This window comes from Streptomyces formicae (assembly GCF_002556545.1).
Taxonomy (GTDB): domain Bacteria; phylum Actinomycetota; class Actinomycetes; order Streptomycetales; family Streptomycetaceae; genus Streptomyces; species Streptomyces formicae_A.
Genome location: NZ_CP022685.1, coordinates 3,857,641 through 3,874,433, shown reverse-complemented (window position 1 = coordinate 3,874,433; position 16,793 = coordinate 3,857,641). Strand labels below are relative to the sequence as shown.

General features: G+C 71.6%; 13 protein-coding genes and 1 tRNA gene. 6 read left to right on the top strand and 8 right to left on the bottom strand.

The window, feature by feature from the left end; all coding sequences use genetic code 11:
* Positions 1–33: 33 nt before the first annotated feature.
* Positions 34–2,544, bottom strand: coding sequence for an ABC transporter permease (locus KY5_RS16605; protein ID WP_098242983.1), 2,511 nt, complete (start codon positions 2,542–2,544; stop codon positions 34–36).
* A 150-nt stretch (positions 2,545–2,694) separates the two neighbouring features.
* A complete protein-coding gene (locus KY5_RS16600) occupies positions 2,695–3,465 on the bottom strand; it encodes an ABC transporter ATP-binding protein (RefSeq protein WP_098242982.1) in 771 nt (256 codons plus the stop codon).
* Positions 3,466–3,849: 384 nt separating this feature from the next.
* Here KY5_RS16600 and KY5_RS16595 point away from each other — a divergent pair.
* Positions 3,850–3,932 (top strand) — tRNA-Leu (locus KY5_RS16595).
* 93 nt (positions 3,933–4,025) lie between these two features.
* Here KY5_RS16595 and KY5_RS16590 read toward each other — a convergent pair.
* A complete protein-coding gene (locus KY5_RS16590) occupies positions 4,026–5,939 on the bottom strand; it encodes an IclR family transcriptional regulator domain-containing protein (RefSeq protein WP_234362750.1) in 1,914 nt (637 codons plus the stop codon).
* 145 nt (positions 5,940–6,084) lie between these two features.
* Between KY5_RS16590 and KY5_RS16585 the strand changes: the two genes are divergently transcribed.
* The 3 genes from KY5_RS16585 to KY5_RS16575 all read left to right on the top strand — a co-directional run bounded on the left by KY5_RS16585 (position 6,085) and on the right by KY5_RS16575 (position 9,626).
* Entirely contained in the window at positions 6,085–7,269 is a 1,185-nt protein-coding gene (locus KY5_RS16585) for a 4-hydroxybenzoate 3-monooxygenase (RefSeq protein ID WP_098242981.1), read from the top strand.
* Positions 7,270–7,295: 26 nt separating this feature from the next.
* Positions 7,296–8,648, top strand: coding sequence for an MFS transporter (locus KY5_RS16580; RefSeq protein WP_234362749.1), 1,353 nt, complete (start codon positions 7,296–7,298; stop codon positions 8,646–8,648).
* 66 nt (positions 8,649–8,714) lie between these two features.
* Positions 8,715–9,626, top strand: a complete 912-nt coding sequence (locus KY5_RS16575; RefSeq protein ID WP_098242980.1) for a Bax inhibitor-1/YccA family membrane protein — start codon at positions 8,715–8,717, stop codon at positions 9,624–9,626.
* A gap of 122 nt (positions 9,627–9,748) precedes the next feature.
* Here the strand turns inward: KY5_RS16575 and KY5_RS16570 are convergent, their stop codons facing one another.
* Positions 9,749–9,979, bottom strand: a complete 231-nt coding sequence (locus KY5_RS16570) for a DUF4287 domain-containing protein (RefSeq protein WP_055545457.1) — start codon at positions 9,977–9,979, stop codon at positions 9,749–9,751.
* A 102-nt stretch (positions 9,980–10,081) separates the two neighbouring features.
* Between KY5_RS16570 and KY5_RS16565 the strand changes: the two genes are divergently transcribed.
* Positions 10,082–10,393, top strand: coding sequence for a hypothetical protein (locus KY5_RS16565; RefSeq protein WP_199843106.1), 312 nt, complete (start codon positions 10,082–10,084; stop codon positions 10,391–10,393).
* A gap of 80 nt (positions 10,394–10,473) precedes the next feature.
* On the opposite strand, the gene KY5_RS16560 is transcribed toward KY5_RS16565, so the two are convergent.
* The 3 genes from KY5_RS16560 to KY5_RS16550 all read right to left on the bottom strand — a co-directional run bounded on the left by KY5_RS16560 (position 10,474) and on the right by KY5_RS16550 (position 14,050).
* Positions 10,474–11,301 (bottom strand): hypothetical protein, encoded by an 828-nt coding sequence (locus tag KY5_RS16560; RefSeq protein WP_098242979.1) that lies wholly within the window; start codon positions 11,299–11,301, stop codon positions 10,474–10,476.
* 258 nt (positions 11,302–11,559) lie between these two features.
* Positions 11,560–12,777 carry an acetyl-CoA C-acetyltransferase gene (locus KY5_RS16555; RefSeq protein WP_098242978.1) on the bottom strand — a complete coding sequence of 406 codons (1,218 nt, stop codon included), beginning with the start codon at positions 12,775–12,777 and terminating at the stop codon, positions 11,560–11,562.
* Positions 12,778–13,036: 259 nt separating this feature from the next.
* Entirely contained in the window at positions 13,037–14,050 is a 1,014-nt protein-coding gene (locus KY5_RS16550; RefSeq protein WP_234362748.1) for an SGNH/GDSL hydrolase family protein, read from the bottom strand.
* Between the two features lie 164 nt (positions 14,051–14,214).
* On the opposite strand from KY5_RS16550, the gene KY5_RS16545 reads away from it, so the two are divergent.
* Complete coding sequence (locus KY5_RS16545) at positions 14,215–15,606, top strand: cystathionine beta-synthase (RefSeq protein WP_098242976.1); 1,392 nt, start codon at positions 14,215–14,217, stop codon at positions 15,604–15,606.
* A 328-nt stretch (positions 15,607–15,934) separates the two neighbouring features.
* On the opposite strand, the gene KY5_RS16540 is transcribed toward KY5_RS16545, so the two are convergent.
* Positions 15,935–16,759 carry a helix-turn-helix transcriptional regulator gene (locus KY5_RS16540; protein ID WP_098242975.1) on the bottom strand — a complete coding sequence of 275 codons (825 nt, stop codon included), beginning with the start codon at positions 16,757–16,759 and terminating at the stop codon, positions 15,935–15,937.
* Positions 16,760–16,793: the final 34 nt, after the last annotated feature.

The following is a 16,793-nucleotide window of genomic DNA, read 5'->3' as shown; positions in this document are numbered from 1 at the left end:
TCCGGGGCCCTTCCCCCTGTCACCCGAGCGGAGCTACTCCGCCTTGATGGCCTGCAGCGGGTTCAGCCGCGCCGCGCTCCGCGCGGGCCACACCGCCGCGAGGACACCGACGAGCGCGGCGACCGCCAGGAAGATCACGATCCGGCCGACCGGGATCTCCATCGAGTAGGTGGAGACCGCGTCGGCGACGCTGCTGCCCACGGCCCAGCCCATGAAGAGGCCGAGTCCGATGCCGAGCACCGCGCCGAACAGGGAGATCACGATCGACTCCAGGCGCACCATCTGCTTGACCTTCGCCCGGTCGAGGCCGATGGCCCGCAGCATCCCGATCTCGTGCTTGCGCTCGAAGACCGACATGGCCAGCGTGTTGATGACGCCGAGCACCGCGATCAGGATGGCCATGGCGAGCAGGCCGTACAGGATGTTCAGGACCATGTTGATGCCGCCCGCGACCGCGTTGCTGATCGCGTCCTTGTCCTGGATGGTGATCGCCGGGTTCTCGCCGAGCGCCTTGACGATGGAGTCCTCGGCCTTGTCCGACGCGCCGTCCTTCATCTTCACCAGGACCTGCTTGTCGGCGACCTTGGTGACGTGCGGGTCGACGACGGACGTCGGCGTGAAGAGGCCGTTGAGCATCTCGTTGTTCTCGTAGACGCCGGCGACCTTCAGCTCGACCGTCTTCTTGTCGTCCTGGAACTTCAGCGGGAAGGTGTCGCCCGTCGTGAGGCCCTTGTCCTTGGCGGTGTCCGTGTCGATCAGCGCGGTGTCGCCCTTGAGCGCGTCCACCGAGCCGCTGGTGAGGTCGAGGCCGACCAGCTTGCCGAACGTGGTGGAGTCGACGCCGTTGACGTTGGTGTAGCTGCCGTCGGCCTCGCCGTACGCGGTGCGCAGCGGGCTGGTGGCCTCGACGTCGGGGATCTTGTCGATCTTCTGGCGGACCTCGGGGGCCAGCGGCTCGTAGTTCGCCATGGAGACGCTGTAGTCGGCCTTCAAGGAGCCCGCGGCCATCTTGTTGATGGCGCTGCCCATGGAGGTCGCGACGACCGTCATGGCGGTGATGAGGGTCAGGCCGATCATCAGCGCCGCGGCGGTGGAGGCCGTGCGGCGCGGGTTGCGCACCGAGTTCAGGCGCGACAGCTTGCCGGTGACGCCGAACGGCTTCAGGAGCGGCGCGGAGGCGGCGATGAACGGGCGGGAGAGCAGCGGGGTCAGGATGATGACGCCGACCATGATGGTGGCCGCGCCGCCCGCCATCACGTAGTTGTCGTCGTTGAACAGCAGGACCGCGCCGAGGGCGACGATGATCGAGCCGATGGTGTTGCGGACGACGAGGCCGCGCGTGGTGGGCGTGGCGTGGACGCTGTTCATCGCGGCGACCGGCGGGATCTTCGCGGCGCGGCGGCCCGGCAGCCAGGCGGCCAGCATGGTCACGAGCACGCCGATCACGAGCGCGGCGACGATCGTCGTCGGGGCGATGATCAGAGGTCCGTCCGGCAGCGAGGCGCCGCCGGCGTTCATCAGGGCCTGCAGGCCGACGGCGACGCCGAGGCCGAGGGCGAAGCCCGTGACGGCGGCGACCAGGCCGACCAGGAACGCCTCGATGAGCACGGAGCGCGTCACCTGGCGGCGCGAGGCGCCGACGGCCCGCATCAGCGCGAGCTCCTTGGTGCGCTGGGCGACCAGCATGGTGAAGGTGTTGGCGATGATGAAGATGCCGACGAAGAGCGCGATGCCCGCGAAGATCAGCAGGACCTGGCTCATGGAGCTGGTCTGCTGCTCGATCTGCTCGTCCTGGTCGGAGGAGAGCTGGGCGCCGGTGACCGCGTCGGTCTCCTTGGGCAGGATCTTCTCGACGGAGGACTTGAGCGCGGCCTCGGAGGTGCCCGCGGCGGCCTTGACGTCGATCTCGTCGTACTCGTGCTTGCCCAGCGCCTTGAGCGCGGTCTTGTTGTCGAGGACGACGAGGCTGCCGCCCGCGACGACGCTGCCGTCGTCCGTGTCGAAGATGCCGCTGACCTTGGCGGTGTGCACGGGGCCGTCGGTGGAGAAGCGGACGGTGTCGCCCACCTTGTAGCCGGTGCGCTCGGCCGTACGGGAGTCGAGGGCGATGTCGGCGGCGGACTTCGGTCCCGTGCCCTCGGTGAAGTCGTACCGCGGGTCCTTGCCGTCCTTGGCGGGGAAGAAGTTGGTGCCGGTGGTGCCCCACTCGCCGCCCACCAGCTTGCCGTCCTTGTCGGCGAGCGCGGTGAAGCCGGACACGGTGCCGATGGCGGAATCGGCGCCGGGCAGCGACCCCGCCTTCCGGAGCAGGCCGTCGGTGAGGCGGCCGGGCTGCTTCTCGGAGTCGAGAGGGACGCCGTCGGGCTGGATGGCGACGGAGACGTGGTCGAAGCTCTTCGCCGACTTGTTCTTGTAGGCGTTGCCGAAGGTGTCGGTGAAGACGAGGGTGCCGGAGACGAAGGCGACGCCGAGCATGACCGCGAGCACGGTCATCAGCAGCCTGGCCTTGTGCGCGAGCACGTTGCGCAGGGCGGTACGGAACATGAGTCTGAGTCCTGGTGGAGGGTCGGGCCGGATGGGGGCGCCCCATAGGGGCGCGGGGAACTGCGTGCTCAGCCGAGGCCGGTCCGCGGCCCCGAGCGAATGCTCAGCCGACGCGGCGGCGTGGGGAGACCGGTGCGGGCCGAGCGGCCACTAGCTCGTACGCCCCTTGGCATCGAAGTGCTTCATCCGGTCGAGGACCCCGTCCGCGGTGGGCCCGTGCATCTCGTCGACGACCCGCCCGTCCGCGAGGAAGATCACGCGGTCCGCGTACGACGCGGCCACCGGGTCGTGCGTGACCATCACGACGGTCTGCCCGAGGTCCCGCACGGAGTTGCGCAGGAAGCCGAGGACCTCGGCGCCGGAGCGCGAGTCCAGGTTTCCGGTCGGCTCGTCACCGAAGATGATCTCCGGCTGGGAGGCCAGCGCGCGGGCCACGGCCACGCGCTGCTGCTGGCCGCCGGAGAGCTCGGTGGGCCGGTGGCTGAGCCGCCCGGAGAGGCCGACCATCTCGATGACCTGCTCCAGCCACTGCTTGTCCGGCTTGCGGCCCGCGATGTCCATCGGGAGCGTGATGTTCTCCAGGGCCGTCAAGGTCGGCAGCAGGTTGAACGCCTGGAAGATGAAGCCGATCTTGTCCCGGCGGAGCTTGGTGAGCTGCTTGTCCTTCAGCGTGGACAGCTCGGTCTCGCCGATCCGCACCGATCCCGAGCTGAAGCTGTCCAGGCCCGCGACGCAGTGCATCAGCGTCGACTTGCCGGAGCCCGACGGGCCCATGATCGCGGTGAACTCGCCCTGCCCGAAGTCGACGGAGACATGGTCCAGGGCGACCACCTGGGTCTCGCCCTGTCCGTACACCTTGGACAGGTCCGTGGCGCGGGCGGCCACGGCGGTGGCGCGGGCGGCGAAGGGAGTGGTGGTCACGGGGCGGTGCTCCTGTCGGGACGACGAGTGGGGACGTACTCCATCGTCACGGCCGATCCGCGTTCTGAAGTCAGCCGCTGTTCCGGTTCCCGGGGCCCTCTCGAGTCGGACTCGGGGGTGGCGTGTCATACCTGGGGATGACAGGAGTCCCTGATTCCGAAACCGGGACGGGGGGCGCCCGGGCGGCTAAATTCCGTCATTCCGTGCAGAGGGCCATGAGCCCGGCCGGGAGCGTGGAAGGGCCTCCGGCAAGTACCGATGGACCGTACCTGCGGCTGATGCACCCTCAGACGTCAATAAAATAAGACAACATCGGGCTGTCCTTCCGCTGTTCGGGGGATGCCTCCCGATAGGGTCGAATCCTTGATGCGGAGCCCACGGCCTGCCCGGATGGTGGAATGCAGACACGGCGAGCTTAAACCTCGCTGCCCCTCGGGGGCGTGCCGGTTCGAGTCCGGCTCCGGGCACATCCGCTGTCTCGCGGAACGCCTCCACCGCATATGCCTCTCGCACAAGCCTGACGTTGTGTCAGTTCACTTGCCCCCCAACGACGTTGACGCCTACGGCAGCCGTACCGTGTTGAAGCGGGCCGCGGTGTGCAGATCGCTCTCGATCGCCCGCGCGGTCTCGCGCAGCGCGGGGAGCAGGGCGTCGCGGGTCGCGTCGAGCGGTTCGGGTCCCGCGTGCCGCGCCACGTTCAGCGCCGCCACCACGCGGCCTGTCGCGTCCCTGACGGGGACCGCGACCGAGCGCAGGCCCTCCTCCAGCTCCTGGTCCGCGGTGGCGTGCCCCTCGGACTCGGCCCGCTCCAGGATCCGGGTCAGGGCGTCGGGGTCCGTCACGGTGTGCGCGGTGAGGGCGCGCGGCGGCGTGGCCTTCAGGAGGCGGGCGCGCTCCTCGCCGGGGAGCCCGGCAAGCAGGACCCGCCCCATCGCCGTGGCGTACGCGGGGAAGCGGGTGCCCACCGTGATGCGGACGCTCATCACGCGCACGGTGGCCGCCCGCGCGACGTAGAGGATGTCCGCGCCGTCCAGGACCGTCACCGACGCCGACTGGTGCACGCGGTCGGCGAGGTCGCGCAGATGGGGCTCGGCGAGTTCGGCGAAGCCGAGCCGGGACAGGGCGGCATGTCCGAGCTCCAGGATGCGGGGGAGCGGCCGGTACAGACCCCCCTCGTGCGCCGCGTACCCCTCCTGCCGCAAGGTGTGCAGACAGCGCCGCGCGGTGGCCCTGGGCAGCCCCGTGGCGGCGGCGAGCGCGGTCAGCGGCAGCCCGTCACCACGGGCCTCCCCGAGAGCACGCAGGACGGCGAGCCCGCGCGCCAGGGACTGCAGGAAGCCGGGCCCCGACTCGGCTCCGTCTTCGGCGGGACCGGGGTACTGCGCACCCGCGGGCCCACCGGCGGTCGGAGGGGGGCCCGCGCTTGCCTCTGCGCCCGCGTCGGTCTCTGCGCCCGAGCCTGCGCCTGCGTCGGCCTCTGTGCCCGCGTCGGCCCCTGAGCCTGCGCCCGCGTCGGTCTCTGCGCCCGCCCCTGCCCCCGCGCCCGCGCCCGCGTCGGCTCTGGCTTCCGCGTGGGGCTTCGTGTGCGCGTCCGCTCCCGCTTCGGCTCCTCTGCCCGTGCCTGCCCCGGCTCTCGCGTCGGGCTCCGCTCCCGCCCCACCTCCCGTGCCCACGTCCGCTCCCGGGCCCGCGCCGGCCCCCGACCCCGCCAGCCCCTCCAGACACTCCGCCTCCGCCCGCAGCCGCGGCAGCATCGCCTTCGCGAAGGCGTTCGCCGAGTGTCTGCTGGTGTGGCTCACCGCCGACAGGGCGTATCTGACCCGGCCTGTCCCGTCGCGTACCGGGACCGCCACCGCGATCAGGCCCGGTTCGATCAGTTGGTCGTCCAGGGCCCAGCCCGTCCGCAGGGAGTGCGCCACGCGGGACGCCAGGTCCGGTGGGGGTGTCGGCGCGGGGTCCGGGGGGAGTGCGGGGAACGCGTCGCCCGCGGGGCCCGCGGCCACCCTGGCCCGCCACGCCGCCCACATCTCCTCGTCCCACGCGGCGGCGAACAGCGCTCCGGGGGCGCAGCGCTCCGGCGGCAGCAGGTCGCCGATGCGGAACGCCACCGACATCGCGCGGCGCCGCGCGGCCTGCGTCACGAACCTGACCCCGTCGCCGTCCGGCACCGCCAGGGACACCGACTCGTCGAGCTCGTCCGCGAGCCGGGCGGTGCGGGCCGCGACCTCGCCGGTCAGGCCGCTCGCCGCGAGGTAGGCGTTGCCGAGCTCCATGAGGCGGGGCGCGAGGTGGAGCTCCTGGCCGCGCACGCGTACGTACCCGAGGCGGGCCAGCGTCGCCACGACCCGGTCGACCGTGGCGCGGGCCAGGCCGGTGGCGCGCACCAGGTCACTCGCGCGTGCCCCGTCCGCCTGTGTGAGCGCGCGCAGGACGGCGAGCCCGCGCTCCAGGGGACGTACGGACTCTTCCGGCACGACGCACTCCTCGCCTCGCTCGCGAAATCGGGTGCCGCACGACCGTTGACAGCGCACGGCCACGCCCAGAGACTCCCGTCAGCACATTATGAACGAAAGTTCACCAGGCGAACAAGGTCGGTAGGAACAAGGCGAGGAGTCTTCGATGCGCACCACCGTCGGGATCATCGGAGCGGGCCCCGCAGGGCTGCTCCTCGCCCGGCTCCTGCACCGGGCCGGGATCGACTCCGTCGTCCTGGAGAGCCGCGACCGCGCCTACGTGGAGCGGCGCCAGCGCGCCGGGATCCTGGAACAGGGCACCGTCGACGTGCTGCGCGAGGCGGGCGCGGCCGCCCGCATGGACCGCGAGGGGCTGCCGCACGACGGCATCGAGCTGCGCTTCGCCCGCCGCAGGCACCGCGTCGACTTCCCCGCCCTCACCGGCGGCCGCTCCGTGACGGTCTACGCCCAGACCGAGGTCTGCAAGGACCTCATCGCCCTCCAGCTCGCCGAGGGCGGCCCGCTGCTCTTCGAGGCGGAGGCGCTGGCCGTCGAGGGGGCGGAGAGCGAGAACCCCCGGGTCCGCTTCCGGCACCGCGGGCGTGAGGACACCCTCGACTGCGACTACGTAGTGGGCTGCGACGGCTTCTGGGGCGTGGCGAGGACCGCGATGCCCGAGGCGCTCTCCCGGGTCTACGAGCGCACCTACCCCTACGGCTGGCTCGGCATCCTCGCCGACGTCCCGCCCTCCCACGACGAGCTGGTCTACGCCCGCCACGACCGCGGCTTCGCCCTCCTCTCCATGCGGTCGCCGACCGTCACGCGCGCGTACCTCCAGGTCCCCGACGGCACCGACGCCGCCGACTGGACCGACGACGAGATCTGGGACGAGCTGGACCGGCGCCTGGAGACCGACGACGCCTGGCGCCTCGCACGCGGGCCCGTCACCGCGAAGTCCGTCACGCCGATGCGCAGTTATGTCCACGAGCCCATGCGCCACGGCCGCCTCTTCCTCGCCGGGGACGCCGCGCACATCGTCCCGCCGACCGGCGCCAAGGGCCTCAACCTCGCGGTCGGCGACGTCGTCACCTTCGCCCGCGCCCTCGTCGCGTACCGCGAGAAGGGCGACGCGAGCCGCCTCGACGCGTACTCCGACACCTGTCTGCGCCGCGTCTGGCAGGCCGAGCGCTTCTCGTACGCGATGACGACCATGCTCCACCGCGCGCCCGACGCCACCCCCTTCGACGACCGCATCCAGCTGGCCCGGCTCGACCGGATCACCACCGCACGCTCCGCCGAGACCGACCTCGCGGAGTCCTACACCGGATTCCCCCTGGACCAGCAGGACTGATCAGCAGGACTAGAAGGAAGAGCCCCGTGAACCCACCTGAGCGCACCTTCCGGGCCGTCGCGCCCGTCATCGCCCTGTGCTGGCTCGTCGTCTTCTTCGACGGCATGGACGTGAACATCTACGGCGCCGTCATGCCGCACCTCATCGACGACGAGGGCTTCGGCTTCACCGCGTCCACCGCGGGCACCGTCGGCTCCTGGACCACCTTCGGCATGCTCGTCGGGGCCCTCGGCTGCGGCACGCTCACCGACTGGCTGGGGCGCAAGCCGATGGTGACGGGCAGCGTCGTCGTCTTCTCGCTGGGCTCCGCGCTGTGCGCGCTCGCGCCGAGCGTGTTCGTCTTCGGCGCCGGGCGCTTCGTCTCCGGGGTCGGCCTCGGCGGCCTGATGCCGATCGGGCTCGCGATCGTCGCCGAGTTCGCGCCGCCGCGCAGGGCCGCGCTCGCCACCGGACTGATGATGACCTCGTACCACGCGGGCGGCATGGCCGCGACGGGCCTCGGGCTCGCGCTCGGCCCCGACCACGGCTGGCGTGTCGTCTTCTGGGCCGGGGTGATACCGGCCCTCGTCGCGGTCCCGCTCGTCGTCAAGTGGCTGCCCGAGTCGCCCGGCGTGCTGTTCGCCAAGGGGCGTACGCGCGAGGCGGAGGCGGTCGCCGCCCGCTACCTGCTGCCCGCCCCGACCCCGGCCGCGGCCCCCGAGGCGGGCGCCAGGGGCCGCTTCGCCGCCGTCGCCTCGCTCTTCGGTCCCGGGCGGCGCCTGGCGACCCCGCTGATGTGGCTCGCCTCCTTCGCGGGGCTGCTCCTGGTCTACGGAGTCTCCACCTGGCTCCCGGAGCTGATGCGCGCCTCCGGCTACTCCCTCTCCTCCTCCGTCACCTTCCTGATGGTGATCAACGCGGGCGGCATCGTCGGCATGCTCGTCGCCGGACGCACCGCCGACCGCTTCGGGGCCGTCAGGGTCTCCGCCGTCTGGTTCCTGCTCACCGCCTGCGGCGCGTTCCTGCTCAAGGCCCACCTGCCGCTCGGCGTGGCCTACGCCATCGTCTTCGTCACCGGCATCTGGCTCTTCTCCGCGCAGGTCATGGTGTACGCGGCCGCCCCCTCCGTCTACCCGCCCGCCCAGCGCGCCACGGGGCTCGGCTGGGTCACCGGCGTCGGGCGCACCGGAGCGGTCGTCGGGCCCTGGCTCGGCGGCGCGGTGGTGGCGGGCGGCAACGCCTCGCTCGGCTTCACCACCTTCGCGGTCGCCGCGATACTGGGCGCGGTCGCCATCTCGCTGGTGCCACTCGTGCGGAGGAACGGATCCCGTCCGGGAACAGTGCGGGCGGCCCCGGACGTTCTCGGTCACAGTGAGGGAAAGATCCTCCCCAGGCACTAGGCTCATCCCTTTGCCTACGCATTACTCTTGAACCAAAGCCACGCCCGGTGGCCATGGAGGAGTGAAATGAGGAGCAGTAACCCGGTCTTCTCGCGACGGGGGTTCAGCCGCGACAACGGCTACGCCGGCTTCGGCCAGCAGCCGCAGGCCGGGGGACCCGCAGGCGCGACCCAGACCCAGCAGGGCAATCCGTACGCGGGCCAGCAGGCCCCCGCGGGCAACCCCTACGCGACCAATCCGTACGCCCAGCAGGACGTGCAGTACGGCGCGCCCCAGGCGCCCGTAACGACCGCGGGCCGCATGACGATGGACGACGTCGTCATGCGCACCGCCACCACGCTCGGCACGCTCGTGGTCACGGCCGCGCTCGCCTGGGCGCTGCTGCCGGTCGACGACGCCAACATCAGCAAGTCGTACGGCATCGCGATCGGCGCCGGCCTCATCGCGATGGTGCTCGGCCTCGTCCAGGCGTTCAAGCGCAAGGCGTCCCCCGCGCTGATCCTGACGTACGCGGCGCTGGAGGGTGTCTTCCTCGGCGTCGTCTCCAGCGTCGTCGACAACCGCATCGCGAGCGGCGCGGCCATGCAGGCCGTCCTCGGCACGATGGCCGTCTTCATCGGCGTCCTCGTGGCGTACAAGGCGGGCTGGATCCGCGTCAACCGTCGCTTCTACGGCTTCGTGATGGCCGCCGCGATGGGCTTCCTGCTGCTGACCGCAGTGAACCTGCTGTTCGCGGTCATCGGCGGCGGTGACGGTCTCGGCTTCCGCAGCGGCGGCCTCGGCATCGTCTTCGGCATCGTCGGCATCCTGCTCGGCGCGTGCTTCCTGGCCCTGGACTTCAAGCAGGTCGAGGACGGCATCGCGTACGGAGCGCCGAAGGAAGAGGCGTGGCTCGCCGCGTTCGGTCTGACGATGACGCTCGTCTGGATCTACATGGAGTTCCTGCGCCTGATCGCCATCTTCTCGGGCAACGACTGACGGGACCCCGCCGGGTGACCGGCAAGCCGAAGGGCCCGCGGACCGATTCCGGTTCGCGGGCCCTTCGTCGTACGGGTGAGGGATTCTCGGAGGTGTGGGATCAGAGGGTGGGGGGTCGGCGGTCAGAGGAACTTGCGGGCAGCTCGCCTGAGGTCGTACTCGTGGATGATCGCCTTCGCGTGGCCGTACGCGAGGTTGTGTTCGGCGCGGAGCCAGCTGACCTTCTCCTCGAAGCGGAAGAGAGAGGGGCCTTCGTCCACGGCGCGCAGCCAGTCGGAGACTTCACGACCGGTGCAGTGGGGGATTCGGGCGAGCAGGTTGCGGTGGGTCTCCTCGGAGAAGACTTGGGACATCGGCGCCTCCGGACGCGTCGCGATGTGTTCCGTCCTTCACGCCACCGTGCCTGAGGGTTGGGGTGTTGGCAACAGTCCCGGAAAGGCGCATAAGGTCGCGGGGTGCTCGATACGACGCCTTTGACGGCCGCAGTGGACCAATTCGCCGACCGGTTGCGGGCGGCGCCGCAGAGCAGACTGCAGCGGGGGGCGGCGGCCGAAGCGCTGGCCCTTGCCAGGGAGTTGGCGGTGCGGGCCCAGCGCATCGAGGCGCCGTCCGCCGAGCCGCGGGAGATGCCGGACGCGGGGATGTTCGCCGCGGCTGATCAGATCACTGTGGCGGGGCGGGACTTGGCGCTGGTCCTCGCGGATCGCGGTGGGCTTGCGGAGGCGCTTGAGCTTGTCGCCGAGGCGCAGAGGAGGGCGGGGGTGTAGGTCCCTTGCGGCGGCCGCGGGCCCGCTCTGGCTGAGCGCGCAGTTCCCCGCGCCCCTGACGGGGCGCTCCCCGCGAAAGCTCAGACCGACGCGATGACCCGGTCCGCCAGGATGTAGACGTTCTCCGTGCCGCACTCGAAGGTCAGGGCGTAGGCGCCGGAGACTCCGGAGCCGCCGAGCAGGACCGGGGCGTGGCCGTCGCGCAGGGCGTCGGCGAGGAGTTCGGCGGTCTCGCGGTGGCCCGGGGTCATGCACAGCGTGGTGCCGTCCGCGAAGACGTACACGTCGAGCGTGCCCAGCGGTCCCGGGCGGACGTCGGCGAGCGCGGTGCGGGCACCGGCCAGCTCTTCCAGACAGGCCACCGTGCGCTCGTGGTCGCCGTAGCCGTCGGCGGGCGGGGCCTGCACCGGCACGAAGTCCGGGTGCGAGGGGTGCCTGCGGCGGGCGGCGGCCAGCTCGGCGGACTCCCCGGCGAACTCGTCGAAGGACGGGTCGGCGAACGGCTCGATGACCGGCTCGAGGCTGTCCGCCTCGATGCCGGCGAAGTCGGCCTGGCGGGGCAGGAAGAGCTCGTCGGCGATGCCGTCGTGCAGCCCCGGGAGGCCGCTGAGGAGGGACGGCGCGTCGGAGGCGTCGCGGGCCTCCTGGGCGGCCCAGAACGCGCGCGCCTCGGCGAGCTCGCGCTCCCGCTCCTCGGCGAGCGCCTCGGCCACGGCCGCGCGTATCTCGTCGGTGTCCGGTGTGGTGCGGGCGCCCGGCACCGTGGGGTGCGGTCCGCTCGCGGCACGGCTGTCGGCCAGCTCGGTGCGCAGGGCCGTGAGCTGCTTCCGGAGCCCGTACACGGCGTGCAGGGCGGCGGCGCCCACGGCCGTGGCAGCGGCCGTGGAGAGCAGCAGGGCAAGAGGCATGGCGCTCACTGACGTACTCCCGGTTTCAAGTCGACCCCCGACTTCCTACATCAGCTTGAAGCCTGCACGATCCACCTGTCAGTGCATTACGTCACGAATTGGACAGGTCTTTCGTCCCGGTGTTTATCCACAGATGCGGTCTGACCTGGGCATATGCATCTCCCCCAGGAGATAGGTCACATCCTGGGGGAGATTGGGTCACGAACAGATGCAGGGACTGAGCGTCAGCCTTGCGAACTGTGTGTCAGCGAATTCGCCCTAGCTGAGGCGTTCGATGACCATCGCCATGCCCTGGCCGCCGCCCACGCACATCGTCTCCAGGCCGAACTGCTTGTCGTGGAACTGGAGGGAGTTGATGAGCGTGCCGGTGATGCGGGCGCCGGTCATGCCGAAGGGGTGGCCGACCGCGATGGCGCCGCCGTTGACGTTCAGCTTGTCGAGCGGGATCTCCAGGTCGCGGTACGAGGGGATCACCTGGGCGGCGAAGGCCTCGTTGATCTCGAAGAGGTCGATGTCGTCGACGGTGAGCCCGGCACGGGAGAGGGCCTGCTTGCTGGCCTCCACCGGGCCGAGGCCCATGATCTCGGGGGAGAGGCCGGTGACGCCCGTGGAGACGATGCGGGCGAGCGGGGTCAGGCCGAGCTCGCGGGCCTTGGTGTCGCTCATGATCACGAGAGCGGCGGCGCCGTCGTTGAGCGGGCAGCAGTTGCCCGCGGTGACCAGGCCGTCGGGGCGGAAGACGGGCTTGAGGCCGCCGACGCCTTCGAGGGTGACGCCCGCGCGCGGGCCGTCGTCCTTGCTGACGACGGTGCCGTCGGGGGTGGTCACCGGGGTGATCTCGCGCTCCCAGAAGCCGTTCTTGATGGCTTCCTCGGCGAGGTTCTGGGACCTGACCCCGAACTCGTCCATGTCCTGACGGGTGACGCCCTTGGCGCGGGCCAGGTTCTCCGCGGTCTGCCCCATCGCGATGTACGCGTCCGGGATCAGGCCGTCCTCGCGCGGGTCGTGCCAGTCGGAGCCCGTGGACTCGGAGACGGCCTTGGTGCGGGCCTGGGCGTCGTCGAAGAGCGGGTTGCGGGCCTCCAGGATGTCGGACGAGCCGTTCACGCTGCGCGAGACCATCTCGACGCCCGCCGAGATGAACACGTCGCCCTCGCCCGCCTTGATGGCGTGCAGGGCCATGCGGCTCGTCTGCAGGGACGAGGAGCAGTAGCGCGTGATCGTACAGCCGGGAAGGTGGTCCATTCCCATCTGCACGGCCACGATGCGGCCCAGGTTGTGGCCCTGCTCGCCGCCGGGCAGGCCGCAGCCGAGCATCAGGTCGTCGATGTCCTTGGGATCGAGCTCCGGCACCTTGGCGAGGGCGGCCTCGATGATGGTGGCGGTCAGGTCGTCCGGGCGCAGGTCCTTCAGCGACCCCTTGAAGGCGCGGCCGATCGGGGTGCGGGCGGCGGAGACGATCACGGCTTCGGGCATCACGCGGCTCCAGGGGGAGGGGGCAGGGCTCCCTGTGAAGTTACCCGCACGTATTGCCTACGGTCACGTGGTGGAACATGTGACGCGGGACTCAGGCCGGGGGCCTTGGGCGGACTTTCCCCGCGGGCCGGTGGGGGCTGGCCGCGCAGTTCCCCGCGCCCCTGACCGGTCCGCCCCGGTCGGCGCCGAGGGAGCCCCTGGAAGGGGCGCGGGGAACTGCGCGAGCAACCCCCACCGGCCCGCAGCTGAAGGAGTCCCCTCAGTGGGGCAACGGCGACGCCTCCGGCGTCTGGATGCGGCGCCGGCGACGGCGCTTGAGGAGTGCCCACGGCCCCCGGGGGCCCGCCGGCATCGCCGCGGTGACCTCCGTACCGCCCTCGGAAGCCGCCTGCGCCGCCGCACGCGCCACCGGCAGGAACCCCTCGCGGCGCGAGACGTCGGGACGCTCCTCCTCGGGCCAGAGCCCGAGCGCCGCGCAGAGGGTCGGCAGCACGGCCATCGCCGCGGTCGCGTACCCCTCGGCCGAGGGGTGGTAGTTGTCGGGACCGAACAGCTCCCGGGGGTTCGCGTAGAACTCGGGGCCGAGCAGGTCCCCGAGCGACACCGTCCGCCCGCCCTGCTCGACCGCGCCGATCGTCTGCGCCGCGGCCAGCTGCCGCGAGACCCGGCGGGCCAGCCACCGCAGCGGCTGGTAGACGTTCTCGACGGTGCCGAGGTCGGGGCAGGTCCCCACGACCACCTCCGCCCCCGCTGTCCGCAGCCTGCGCACCGCCGCGGAGAGGTGGCGCACCGAGCGGGTCGGCGGCATCCGGTGCGTGACGTCGTTCGCGCCGATCATGACGACGCAGACGTCGGGCACCCAGGAGGGGTCCGAGAGGATCAGCGTGACCTGGCGGTCCAGGTCGTCCGACTGGGCGCCGGGCAGCGCCACGTTGCGCAGGTCGACGGGGCGCTCGGCGACCGCGGCGAGCCCGGAGGCGAGCAGCGCCGCCGGGGTCTGTCTGGCCCGGTGCACGCCCTGGCCCGCGGCCGTGGAGTCCCCGAGCATCGCGAACCGCACCGGTTCGCAGGAGGCGGAGCGGTCGGCGAACGCCCTGCCGTAGCGCCCGTCGGCCCGTGGCGGGTCCCCGTGCGCCCCGCCGCCCACGGACCGCTTCGCCAACTGCACCTCGGCGAGCACCACGCCCACCGTGGCGGCCCCGAGCAGCCCGATGCCGCCGCCGCCGTACGCCGCGCCCGCGGCGATCCGCCGTGCCACCCTCGCCCTCGACATGCCCTGCAGCCACCTCCTGGGGCCGTACCGCTGCATACGGCCGTACATCCACTCATTGCCCCGTAAGCACGGTCGGCCAATCGCAAGCGGAGGTGAACGGATGACCCGGACCCTTAGGCTGACCGCACCAATTCGTCGCACTACATCGCAGCCCGGAGACAACGGTGCAATTCCACGACTCGATGATCAGTCTCGTCGGCAACACCCCGCTGGTGAGGCTCAACAACGTGACCGCGGGCATCCAGGCGACCGTCCTGGCCAAGGTCGAGTACTTCAACCCCGGCGGATCCGTGAAGGACCGCATCGCGCTGCGCATGATCGAGGCGGCCGAGCAGAGCGGGGAACTGAAGCCCGGCGGCACCATCGTCGAGCCCACCTCAGGGAACACCGGGGTCGGCCTCGCCATCGTGGCCCAGCAGAAGGGCTACAAGTGCATCTTCGTCTGCCCCGACAAGGTGTCCCTCGACAAGATCAACGTGCTGCGCGCGTACGGCGCCGACGTAGTGGTCTGCCCCACGGCCGTCGATCCCGAGCACCCGGATTCGTACTACAACGTCTCCGACCGGCTCGTACGCGAGACGCCCGGCGCCTGGAAGCCCGACCAGTACAGCAACCCGAACAACCCGCTCTCGCACTACCACTCCACGGGCCCCGAGCTCTGGGAGCAGACCGAGGGGAAGATCACCCACTTCGTGGCGGGCATCGGGACCGGCGGCACCATCTCCGGTACGGGCGGCTACCTGAAGGAGATCTCCAAGGGCGCGGTCACCGTCGTCGGTGCCGACCCCGAGGGTTCCGTGTACTCCGGCGGCTCCGGGCGTCCGTACCTCGTCGAGGGCGTCGGTGAGGACTTCTGGCCGACGGCGTACGACCGCAACGTGACCGACGAGATCGTCGCGGTGTCCGACAAGGACTCCTTCCAGATGACGCGGCGCCTGGCCAAGGAGGAGGGGCTGCTCGTCGGCGGTTCCTGCGGCATGGCCGTGGTGGCGGCGCTGCGGGTCGCGGAGCGCCTCGGCCCCGACGACGTCGTGGTCGTGCTGCTCCCGGACAGCGGGCGCGGCTACATGAGCAAGATCTTCAGCGACGAGTGGATGAACGACTACGGCTTCCTTGAGCAGGCCGGGGACCTGCCGAAGGTCGGCGACGTGCTGCGCCGCAAGGAGGGCGGCGAGCTGCCCTCGCTGGTCCACATGCACCCCGAGGAGACGGTCGGCGAGGCCATCGAGGTCCTGCGCGAGTACGGCGTCTCGCAGATGCCCATCGTGAAGCCGGGCGCGGGACACCCCGACGTGATGGCCGCCGAGGTCATCGGCTCGGTCGTGGAGCGCGAGCTGCTCGACGCGCTGTTCGCGCAGCGCGCCTCGCTCTCCGACCCGCTGGAGAAGCACATGTCGGACCCGCTGCCGCAGGTCGGCTCCGGTGAGCCGGTGGCCGACCTGATGGCGGTGCTCGGCCGTGCCGACGCGGCGATCGTCCTCGTCGAGGGCAAGCCGACCGGTGTCGTCAGCCGCCAGGACCTGCTCGCCTTCCTCGCGGAGCAGCAGGGGCAGTGACCTGCGGGGCCGGAGCCTTGGGGTGAACTTCGCGGAAGTGGTACGAGCACGACACGTTCGCGCAGCACCCGCTTAACACGGCTCCGGCACATTGGTGGGTGTCGGCGTCAGGAACTCCGGAGCGGCTCCCGGGTCCGTGGACGCCTGGACGTGGCACTTGGCCCTGACCGGTGTGCGCGTCCCCCGCGGGGATCGCCGTCGTCCCGCCCCCTGGTTTCCGGGGGTGCGGCGGTCCCTGCGGGCGGCCTTCCGTGCGGGTCGGTGGGGGCTGGTCGCGCAGTTCCCCGCGCCCCCAGACACTCGCCCCTGCGGGGCTCGCCCGCCCTGGCTATGTGGCGCTCAGCGCCCAACTGGCCAGCAGCGCCAAGCGGTCCGCCGAATCCGTGCCCGGTTCCGCCGTGTAGACCACCAGGATCTGGTCGGGGTCGCCGGGGAGGGTCAGGGTTTCGTAGGGGAGGATCAGCTCGCCCACCACCGGGTGGTGGATGTGCTTCGTGCCGTGGGTCTTCTCCTTGACCTGGTGGTCGGCCCACAAGCGGCGGAAGGTCTCGCTCTTGACCGACAACTCGCCCACCAGTGAGGCGAGTCGGGCGTCGCCGGGCCGGCGGGCCGCGTCCAGGCGCAGATGGGCGACCGTCTCCGAGGCCACCGCCTCCCACTCGGGATAGCAGTCACGCGCGGGGCCTTCGAGGAAGACCTGGCGGGGGATGTTGCGCTCGGCGGGCGGCAGCGCGGACCAGCCGTTGAGGGCGTCGCCCAGGGAGTTCCAGGCGAGGACGTCCATGCGGCGGCCGAAGATGAGGGCGGGGGAGCGCTCGATGGAGTCGAGGAGCAGCCGCAGGCCGGGGCGGACCCGTGCGGCGGCGGGCCGCTCCTTGCGGGGGCGCGGCCTGGCCACCGTACGCAGGTAGGTGTGCTCGGTCTCGTCCAGGCGCAGCACGCGGGCGAGGGAGTCGAGCACGGCGTCGGAGACCGAGGGGCCCCTGCCCTGTTCGAGCCGGATGTAGTAGTCCACGCTCACGCCCGCCAGTTGCGCGACCTCCTCCCGGCGCAGGCCCGGTACGCGGCGGCGGCCGTGCGAGGCGAGCCCGACCTCGTCGGGCTGTATGCGAGCGCGCCGTGAGCGCAGGAAGTCTCCGATGTCCCCGTCCATGGGGCCGATCCTAGGCTGGCGCGCCCGATCGAGC